This window comes from Janthinobacterium sp. SUN118, from assembly GCF_030397695.1.
GTDB lineage: Bacteria > Pseudomonadota > Gammaproteobacteria > Burkholderiales > Burkholderiaceae_D > Janthinobacterium.
On record NZ_JAPUBV010000001.1, the window covers coordinates 2,055,205 to 2,064,982 of the forward strand.

Sequence of the window (9,778 nt, forward strand, 5' to 3'; positions counted from 1 at the left end):
TCTCATTTGCATTCTTATTCTCATTAACACCAAATGTAACTGATTCGGCACTACTTCTCTCACCGATGTCCTTCTGATTTGAGGCTGTTTGCATGAACGTTTTCCTGTCCCTGATCCGGCGCTTCCGCGTCTTGCTGCTGCTTACTTCCGTGGCCAGCGTGTGCAGCGCGCTGGCTGGCATCGGCCTGATCAGTGCGATCAACCAGCGCATCGCCGCACCGGCAACGCCGGGTGCGCACTGGGCCCTCGTCTTTGGCGCCTTGCTGCTGGTGCTGTTCGTCTGCGGTTTCGCCTCCCAGGCCCTGCTGACGGCGCTCGGCCACCGGGTGGTGTACGAAATGCGCCTGGTCATGCTCAAGCGCGTGCTCGACACGGGCATCGAGCGCCTCGAGCAGATAGGCGCGGCGGCCCTGTATGCGGCGCTGACCAAGGACGTGGCGGCCATCGGCATGGCCTTCAACCGCCTGCCCTTCGTGCTGTACAACGGCGTGCTGGTGCTGGGCGGCTTTGTTTATCTGGCCTGGCTGTCGTGGCAGCTCTTCCTGCTGACCATTGTCGCCGTGGGCGGCGGCGCCCTCTTTGCGCAAGTCATGATGCTGCGCATGCGCGCGTTGATGAAGCAGGTGCGCGAAACGGATGACGCGATCTTTGCCGGCTACGAGGGCGCCATCGAAGGGCGCTGCGAGCTGGCCTTGAACGCCACGCGCAAGCAGCTGTTCTTCGAGCAGGATTTCACGCCGGCCGCCGAACGGGCGCGCCGGCTGGAAGTGCGCGCCGACCGCTACTGGATTTTCAGCCTGAACTGGGGCGCCGTGCTGATCCTCGGCCTGGCCGGGCTGATGTTCGTCGCCGGCGATTATTTCGCCGTGCCGGCGCAGGCCGTGGTGGCCTTCGTGCTGGTGCTGATGTTCCTGCGCATGCCATTGAACGACCTGGTCGAAGGCTTGCCGATGCTGTTGTCGGGTAGCGTGGCGCTGGAAAAGATCGACAGCCTGGCGCTCGAGGCGCATCGCGCCGGCTTCGACGTGCAGCCTGCCGCCGCGCCGGTGGCGCCGGGCCTGCCGCTGCTGCTGCTGCAGGACGTGCAATACCAGTATCCGCATGCCAGCGATGAATACGGCTTCCGTTTGGGACCGGTCAACCTGCAGCTGACGTCAGGCGAAATCCTCTTCATCGTCGGCGGCAACGGCAGCGGCAAATCGACGCTGGCGCGCATCCTGACGGGGCTGTACCAGCCGTCGGCAGGGCGCATCGAGCTGCTGGGCAAGGAGGCCGGCGCCGGCAACAGCGCCTGGTACCGCAGCCATTTTTCCACCGTGTTCTCGAATTTCCACCTGTTCCAGGGACTGGTCGGGCCGCTCGGCACGTTCGACCCGGCGCTGGCGCAGGCCTTTTTGCAGCGCTTGCGCCTGGAGCGCAAGGTCGCGCTGCACGACGGCCGCCTGTCCACCGTGCGCCTGTCGCAGGGACAGCGCAAGCGCCTGGCGCTGCTGATGGCGCATGTGGAGCAGCGCCCCATCCTGCTGCTCGACGAGTGGGCGGCCGACCAGGACCCGCCATTCCGCGACTTCTTTTACCGCGAGCTGCTGCCGGAACTGCGCCGCGGCGGCAAGACCGTGATCGCCATCAGCCATGACGACCGCTATTTCGGCGTGGCCGACCGCGTGCTGCGCTGCGACGGCGGCGTGCTGCAGCCGCTGGCCGTGGTGCGCGGCGTGCGCGACAGCGCGGCGGACCTGAGCGCGGCCTGACGCGGCCCTGCCGCTTGCCTGTCACCTGTTACCTGCAACCCATCAGCGATTCAGAACGAGGATATCAACATGGCCGAGAACGTACAGCATCACCCGAGGGAATTTGTCACGCAGCGTGCCGGGGCGGCGGCCCTGTACACCGCCGTCGATGGCGCGCAATTGATCGTCACGCTGGACGGCGTGGCCGTGCAGCGCTGGCAGATGGCCGGCGCCGCGTCCGGACTGCAGCTCACCTTGCAGTCCGGCGGCGAGGGCGCGCTGGCGCGCGACGCGGCATTGGCCGCCTGCGAAACGGCGTTCGCGCTGTATCCGGGCGAAGCCGGCCTGCAGCTGGCGGGCGCGCCGGCGGCGCTGGCCGCGCCATTGCTGCAGGGCGCGGCGCTGGACGCGGGCGCCGGCATGCTGCAGCTGCCGGCCCAGCGCTTCTGGCAAGAGTCCGGCCTCTGGCTGACGCGGCCAGGCAGCGGCGCCTATCCCTTGCAATATGTCATGAGCAATGGCCAGCGCCACCCGCTGCGCGCGCCCAAGCCGTCCGGCCAGGTGTATGCGCGCCACATACCCTGGCTGAACCAGGTGCTGTCGCTGCGCACCGTCGACATCGACGGCGACCTGGCCACCTTCCACCGCTGGATGAACGATCCGCGCGTGGCGCATTTCTGGCAGGAGGAAGGCGACCTGGCCAAGCACCGCGCCTACCTCGAGCAATTGCAGGCGGACCCGCACATGCTGCCGCTGATCGGCTGCGCCGACGGCAGGCCGTTCGGCTATTTCGAAGTCTACTGGGCCAGGGAAAACCGCATCGGCCCGTATTGCGAGGCGGCGGACTTCGACCGTGGCTGGCATGTGCTGATCGGCGAGGAAGACGTGCGCGGCCGCCCCTGGGTGACGGCCTGGCTGCCGTCGCTGATGCACTACATCTTCCTCGACGACGTGCGCACCCAGCGCATCGTCGGCGAACCGCGCGCCGACCACCACCAGCAGATCAATAACCTGGACCGCAACGGCTTTGCCAAGATCAAGGAATTCGATTTCCCGCACAAGCGCGCCATGCTGGTGACCCTGCTGCGCGAGCGCTTCTTCGGCGAACGGCGCCTGGTGCCGCCCGGCGTGGCGGAGCACGAGCTGTCCTATTTCAACCACCTTGCCACGCGAAGCGAGTGACCATGCAAGCCAATTACCTCGTGCATGACCTGATCGGCATCGGCTTCGGCCCGTCCAACCTGGCATTGGCCATCGCCTTGCGCGAGGCGGCCCCCGCCGACGGCGCGCTCGACGCCTGTTTCATCGAGCAGAAGCCCGACTTCGTCTGGCATGGCGACATGCTGCTCGACGACAGCCGCATGCAGATCTCGTTCCTGAAGGACCTGGTTACCCTGCGCAATCCGGCCAGCCCCTACACCTTCATCAATTACCTGCAGCAGCACGGGCGCCTGCAGGACTTCATCAACCTGAAGACGTTTTATCCGAGTCGCCACGAATTCAACGACTACCTGCGCTGGGCGGCGGGGCGTTTCGCGGCCGATTGCCATTATGGCGAAGAAGTGGTGGCGGTCGAACCGGTGCTGCGCGATGGCGTGCTCGATCATCTGTGCGTGCGCTCGCGCCAGCATGGCGGCGCCGAGCGCCTGCGCCATGCGCGCAACGTGGTGCTCAGCGTGGGCGGCGCGCCGCACATCCCGCCGCTGTTCGCCGCCTGGCGCGACGACGCGCGCGTATTTCATTCCTCGCGCTACCTGGCGGGGCTGGCCGCCTTGCCCGCGCCGCGCCGCGTGGCCGTGGTCGGCGCGGGACAGAGCGCGGCCGAGATCTTTCTTGACCTGATCGCGCGCGGCCCCGGCATGCAGGTCGACCTGATCGCGCGCAATGCCGTGCTGCGCCCGGCCGACGACAGCGCCTTCGTCAACCAGATCTTCAATCCCGAATATACGGATTATGTGTACCAGCGCAGTTCCGACGCGCGGCGCAGCCTGATCGATGACCTCAGCAACACCAATTACGCGGTGGTCGACACGGGCCTCATCGAGCGCATCTACGACTTGCTGTACCAGCAGAAGGTGCGCGGCAGCGAACGCCACCGCGTGCTGTTCGAGCATGAAGTGGCCAGCCTGCGCGGCGGCGACGACGGCGCCCTGCTGGCGGAGCTGCGCCATGGCGATGGCGGCCCGTCCGGCGCCTGCCGGTATGACGCCGTGGTGCTGGCCACCGGCTACCAGCGCCAGACGCACCGGCGTTTGCTGGCGCCGCTGGCCCAGTGGTTCGACGTCGGCGACGTGGCGCGCGACTATCGGCTGCGCGGACCGCAGGACTGCGCGGCGGGCATCTTCCTGCAAGGCTGCTGCGAAGACACGCATGGCCTGAGCGACACCCTGCTGTCGGTGCTGGCGATCCGCTCGCAGGAGATCGCCGACGCCATGCTGGAGCAGCGCCGCCAGTGGGGCCATCCCGGCGCCGATTCCCGCTCCCGCTCCCGCAGGGAAAGCGCGCACGCATGTTGAAATCCGATTTTTCATGAACGATTCGAGGAGATGTTGATGTCCGCAGTAAAGAAAAGAGGCGCCCGGCGCATGGCGCTGTTGTCCGCATTCTCGGCCTTCTCGGCCGCTGGCGCCGCCTGGGCGCAGCAGGACGAGGTGACCCTGAAGGAAGTGGTGGTCAGCGGCAGCGCGGACGAATCAAGCGGCAATCCGCGCGTGCGCGTCGGCTCCAAGCTGCCGCTGGCGATGCGCGAAATTGCGCAATCGGTCAGCGTGGTCACGCGCGACCAGATCGAGCAGCAGAACCTGCTCACCCTGTCCGACGCGCTGCGCCATGCGCCAGGCGTGACGGTGGAAAACAAGGATGCCAACCGCGCCATCTTTTATGCGCGCGGCTATGAAATCAATTCGGTGCAGCTCGACGGCGTGCCCACCACCTACGATTTCCGCGTCAGCGCTTCATCCGACCTGGCCCTGTTCGAGCGCGTCGAAGTGCTCAAGGGGCCGGCCGCGCTGTATGCGGGCACCAGCGGCACCGGCGGCAGCATCAACCTGGTGCGCAAGCGCCCGACCAGCGAACTGCGCGCCACGGCCGAACTGAGCCTCGGTTCGTGGAACAAGCGCCGCGCCGAATTCGACGTGGGTGCGGCGCTGAACGCCGAGGGCACCTTGCGCGGCCGCGTGGTCGGCGTACTGCAGGACAAGGACTTTTTCTATGACTATGCGCATGAGCGCAGCCACACGCTGTACGGCGTGGCCGACTATGCGTTCAGCCCGGCCACGCGCCTGACCGTGGGCGCCAGCACGCAATACGTGCGCGCCGCCGAACAGCCGTGGAATTATCCCGCCATGCTCGACCTGTCGAGCGGCAAGCCGGTGCTGTCGCTGCCCGACGTACCGCGCAAGACGAATATCGGCGCCAATTTCAACCTGGACCAGTACCGCACCACCAACGCCTTCGCTGAACTCGAGCACAAGATGGCCAATGACTGGAGCGGGCGCCTGTCCGCCAACTGGCAGGAAAGCGGCCTCGATCGCATTCAGGCCTATCCGTGGAACCCGATCGACCCGGCGGACAAGCTGGTGCAGCTGTATGTGGGCGGCGGCAAGGACCGCCAGCGCCAGTATGGCGTCGACCTGAACGCCGGCGGACCGTTCGCGCTGTTCGGCCGCCGTCACCAGCTGCTGGTGGGCGCCAACTACAACAGCATGCGTTTCGCCTCGCCTTACTACCGTGGCGAATTCGACGAGAAGGTCGATATCTTCCAGCCGCGCCATGACTTTCCCCGTCCGGATTTCCTGCCGCTGGGGGAAGGGCAGAACCTGCGCTCGGAGCAGTACGGCGTCTACACGAATGCGCGTTTCAGTCTCACCGATCCGCTGACCCTGGTGCTGGGCGCGCGCGCGTCGTGGTGGAAGGGCCGCACGCAGGATTACACGCCGGACAGCTCGGTGGAAAGCCGCAACGAGGCGACAGGCAAGATCTCGCCGCAGCTGGGCCTGATCTATGACCTGAGCCGCGACTACTCGCTGTATGCCAGCTATGTCGACGTGTTCCAGCCGCAGGCCTTCGCCGGGCGCGATGGCAGGCCGCTCAATCCCCTGAAGGGCAAGCAGTACGAGCTGGGCGTCAAGGGCGAGAGCGCCGACCGCGCGCTGAGCGGCTCGCTGGCGCTGTTCCGCGTCAGCGAAAGCGGCCGCGCCCAGTCCGTGCTGGTGCCCGGCGGCGTCGATTACTACATCGCCCGTGGCAAGACGCGCAACCAGGGGTTGGAAGCCCAGGTCAACGGACGCCTGCAGCCGGGATGGGATGTCTATGGCGGCTATACCTATATCAATTCGCATGAGCTGGAAAGCCTGGACGGCCTCGATTCCAGCGCCTTTTCAGCCATCGCGCCGCGCCACATGCTGCGCTTTGGCAGCAATTACGCGTTTGCCGGCGACTGGCGCCGCTTCAGCGTCGGCGGCGGCGTGACGGCCGTCAGCCGCTTCTACAACAGCTTCGCGGTGCTGGGCGGCGCCCAGCTGGCGCAGGGCGGCTATGCCACCGTCGATGCGCATGCCGCCTGGGCCATCAACGCGCGCGCCACCCTGGCGCTCAATGTCAGCAACCTGTTTGACCGCCATTACTACCAGCGCATCAATACGCCGCAAAACGGCAACGTGATCGGCGAGCCGCGCGCCCTGGCGGTGACCTTGCGCCTGAAGCTGTAAGCCCAGACGGCCGCCGCCCGGTCCAGGCCGGGCGGCTTATCCCATCGTACACCGACGCCTCCATGACCACCAACCAAGACCAATTGCTTGCCCTGCTGCTCGACGATGAAACCGATGGCGTCGATGCGATCCTGCCACGCGCCGTCGACGGCGATGGCGCCGCACCGCTGTCGTTCCAGCAACAGCGCCTGTGGTTTTTGCAGCGCTACGAATCGCGCTCGACCGCATACAACCTGTGCCGCGCGTTTCGCCTGCAAGGCCCGTGCGACGGCGCGGCCCTGCAGGCGGCGCTGCGCGCGCTGGTGCAGCGCCATGCCGTGCTGCGCACGCGTTTCGAGGAGCGCGACGGCTTGCCGCTGCAGATCGTCGAGGAGCACGTCAGCCTGGCGCTGGCGCGCGAGACGGCGCCCGCGACGGATGCCGCTGCCGTCGAATGGCTTGCCGCGCGCCTGCGGCGCGAAGCCGATACGCCGTTCGACCTGGGCGCCGCGCCGCTGCTGCGCGCGACCCTGATCGACTGCGGCCGCGAACACGCCGTACTGATGCTGAGCATGCACCACATCGTCTCGGATGCCTGGTCCAATCCGGTGCTGATCCGCGACCTGGCGCAGGCCTACCGCGCCGCGCAGGCGGGCACGCCCGGCCTGCCGGCGCTGCCGCTGCAGTATGCCGACTATGCGGCCTGGCAGCGCGCCATGCTGCAGGGCGCGCACCTGGATGCGGAGCTGGCTTACTGGACGGCCTACCTGGGGCAGGACGTGCCGGCGCTGAATTTGCCGGTGCTGGCCGACGGCCCCGCGCCCGCGCAGGCATCCGGCAGCCACGCGTTTGCGCTGCCGCCGGCGCTGGCCGGCGCGGCGCTGGCGTTTTGCCGTGCCGAACAGTGCACGCCGTTCGTGATCCTGATGGCGGCCTGGCAGCTCGTGCTGGCAGGCTTGAGCGGCCAGCGCGACTTCGCCGTCGGCGTGCCGAACGCGGGCCGCAATCGCCACGAAGTGCATGAACTGATCGGCTTTTTCGTCAACACCCAGGTCTATCGCGCGCGCCTGGCGCCCGGCCTGACGCCGCGCACGCTGTGCCGCCGCCTGCGCGGCGAGGCGCTGGCCGCGCTGAACCACGCCGAGCTGCCATTCGAGCTGCTGCTCGATGCGATGCGCATCGAACGCGACCTGTCGCGCAATCCGCTGTTCCAGGTCCTGTTCAACCTGCGCCACGAAGGCGCGGCCGCTTCCGCCGTGCCCGTGCTCGACGGCTTGTGCGTCAGCCTGCTGTCGGAAGCGCAGGTCGAGGCCAAGTTCGACCTGTCGCTCGATGTCGCCATCGGCGCCGATGGCGTGACGGCCAGCCTGGAGTACCGCACCGCCCTGTTTGACGGCGCCGGCATCACGGCGCTGGCCAGCTATTTCGTCAACGTGCTGGCCGCGATGCTGGAGCGGCCGGACGCCGTGCTCGATGGCAGGGGCCTGCTGTCCGCCGCGCAGGGCGCGGCCCTGCTGCGCCAGGGCCGCAACGAGGGCGGGCCTTGGAACGACCTGCCCGTGCACGCCCAGTTCGAGCTGCAGGCCGTGCTGCATCCGGATGCGCTGGCGCTGCTGCACGAGGACGAGGCGCTCAGCTACCGCGCCCTGAATCTGCGCGCCAACCGCCTCGCGCATGCGCTGCTGGCGCAGGGCGCGGGGCCGGAAGTACGCGTCGGCATCGCCGTCGAACGCTCGGTCGACATGCTGGCCGGCCTGCTGGCCATCCTCAAGACGGGCGCCGCCTACGTGCCGCTCGACCCCGGCTATCCGGCCGAACGCCTGGCCTACATGATCGCCGACAGCGGCATGGCGCTGCTGCTGACGCAGGCGTCGGTGCTGCCGCAGCTGGCGCTGCCGGCGAACTTGCCGGTGCAGCTGGTGGAGCGGCCGTCGGCGCTGGAGCACGATCCCGGCCTGGTGCCGCTGCCGCAGCAGCTGGCCTACGTGATTTATACCTCCGGCTCGACGGGCAAGCCGAAGGGCGTGGGCATCGCGCACCAGGCCCTGAGCCGGCATGCGCAGGTGTCCGTCGGCTTCTTCGGCCTGACGGCGCAGGACCGCGTGCTGCAGTTTTCGACCCTGAACTTCGACGGCTTCGTCGAACAGGCCTGGCCGACCCTGTGCATCGGTGCGGCGCTGGTCTTGCGCGGCCCGGAATTATGGGACAGCGAGACCTTTTACCAGGCGCTGCACCGCTACCGCATCAGCGTGGCGGACCTGACGACGGCGTACTGGTCGCTGCTGGCGCAGGATTTCGCGCTGCAAGGCCCGCGCGACTACGGCGCGCTGCGCCAGGTGCACGCGGGCGGCGAGGCGATGCCGCCGGAAGCGCTGCAGGCGTGGCGCCAGGCGGGCATGCGCCACATCCGCCTGCTCAATACCTATGGTCCGACGGAGGCGACGGTGACGGCGGCCACGCTCGATTGCGCGCCCTACCTCGATGGCGCGGCGCCGGCGCAGATGCCGATCGGCCTGCCGCTGGCGGGACGCGCGCTGCAGGTGCTCGACGCGGATATGGCGCTGGTGCCGCCGGGTGCTGCCGGCGAGCTGTGCATCGGCGGCGCCTTGCTGGCGCGCGGCTACCTGGGCCGCGCGGCGCTGACGGCCGAGCGTTTCGTGCCGGACCCGCATGGCGCGCCCGGCGCGCGCCTGTACCGCACGGGCGACCTGGTGCGCTGGCGCGCCGGACAGCTCGATTACCTGGGACGCATCGACCACCAGATCAAGATCAGGGGCTTCCGCGTGGAGCTGGGCGAGATCGAGGCGCAGCTGCTGGCGCAGCCGGGCGTGCGCGAAGCGGTGGTGGTGGCGCAGGATGGTCCCGCTGGCGCGCGCCTGGTGGCGTATGTGAGTCCGCAACAGATATCGGTGGAGGCCTTGCGCGCGGCCTTGGCGGCGGCGCTGCCCGACTACATGCTGCCGGCGGCCATCGTGGCGCTGGCGCGCCTGCCGCTGAGCCCGGCGGGCAAGGTGGAGCGCAGCGCGCTGCCGGCGCCGCAGCTGGAAAGCGAAGCGTACGCGGCGCCGCAGGGCGAGCTGGAACAGGCGCTGGCGGCCATCTGGAGCGCCTTGCTGGGCGTGCCGCGCGTGGGGCGCGACGACAACTTCTTTGCGCTGGGCGGGCATTCGCTGCTGGCCGTGCAGCTGGTGTCGCGCCTGAACCTGGCGCTGGCCGTGTCGCTGCCGCTGCGCGCCGTGTTTGAAACCAAATCCTTGTCCCTGTTGGCCGCCGAAGTCGCCACCTTGCAGCAACAAGCTTCACAACAATCGAAGATGGATGATCTCGCGTCATTCCTCGATATCTTGGAGTCGACCTGAT

5 protein-coding genes are annotated in these 9,778 nt (G+C 68.1%); all 5 read left to right on the top strand.

All coding sequences use genetic code 11. From position 1 onward, the window contains the following. Nucleotides 1–92: 92 nt before the first annotated feature. The 5 genes from O0880_RS09350 to O0880_RS09370 all read left to right on the top strand — a co-directional run bounded on the left by O0880_RS09350 (nt 93) and on the right by O0880_RS09370 (nt 9,777). Nucleotides 93–1,751: a cyclic peptide export ABC transporter gene (locus O0880_RS09350; RefSeq protein ID WP_289886139.1), complete on the top strand. Its 1,659-nt coding sequence runs from the start codon at nt 93–95 to the stop codon at nt 1,749–1,751. A gap of 69 nt (nt 1,752–1,820) precedes the next feature. Beyond that, nucleotides 1,821–2,912 carry a GNAT family N-acetyltransferase gene (locus tag O0880_RS09355; RefSeq protein ID WP_289886140.1) on the top strand — a complete coding sequence of 364 codons (1,092 nt, stop codon included), beginning with the start codon at nt 1,821–1,823 and terminating at the stop codon, nt 2,910–2,912. A gap of 2 nt (nt 2,913–2,914) precedes the next feature. Further along, nucleotides 2,915–4,246, top strand: a complete 1,332-nt coding sequence (locus tag O0880_RS09360; protein WP_289886141.1) for a lysine N(6)-hydroxylase/L-ornithine N(5)-oxygenase family protein — start codon at nt 2,915–2,917, stop codon at nt 4,244–4,246. A gap of 36 nt (nt 4,247–4,282) precedes the next feature. Beyond that, nucleotides 4,283–6,439 (top strand): TonB-dependent siderophore receptor, encoded by a 2,157-nt coding sequence (locus O0880_RS09365; RefSeq protein ID WP_289886142.1) that lies wholly within the window; start codon nt 4,283–4,285, stop codon nt 6,437–6,439. Nucleotides 6,440–6,501: 62 nt separating this feature from the next. Further along, the gene (locus tag O0880_RS09370) at nt 6,502–9,777 is read left to right on the top strand and encodes an amino acid adenylation domain-containing protein (RefSeq protein ID WP_289886143.1); all 3,276 of its coding nucleotides are present in this window, start codon (nt 6,502–6,504) and stop codon (nt 9,775–9,777) included. The last annotated feature ends 1 nt before the right edge of the window (nt 9,778 follow it).

Coding starts and splice junctions, on each gene's coding strand:
- O0880_RS09350 (WP_289886139.1), top strand. CDS start 93: ATGAACGTTTTCCTGTCCCTGATCCGGCGCTTCCGCGTCTTGCTGCTG.
- O0880_RS09355 (WP_289886140.1), top strand. CDS start 1,821: ATGGCCGAGAACGTACAGCATCACCCGAGGGAATTTGTCACGCAGCGT.
- O0880_RS09360 (WP_289886141.1), top strand. CDS start 2,915: ATGCAAGCCAATTACCTCGTGCATGACCTGATCGGCATCGGCTTCGGC.
- O0880_RS09365 (WP_289886142.1), top strand. CDS start 4,283: ATGTCCGCAGTAAAGAAAAGAGGCGCCCGGCGCATGGCGCTGTTGTCC.
- O0880_RS09370 (WP_289886143.1), top strand. CDS start 6,502: ATGACCACCAACCAAGACCAATTGCTTGCCCTGCTGCTCGACGATGAA.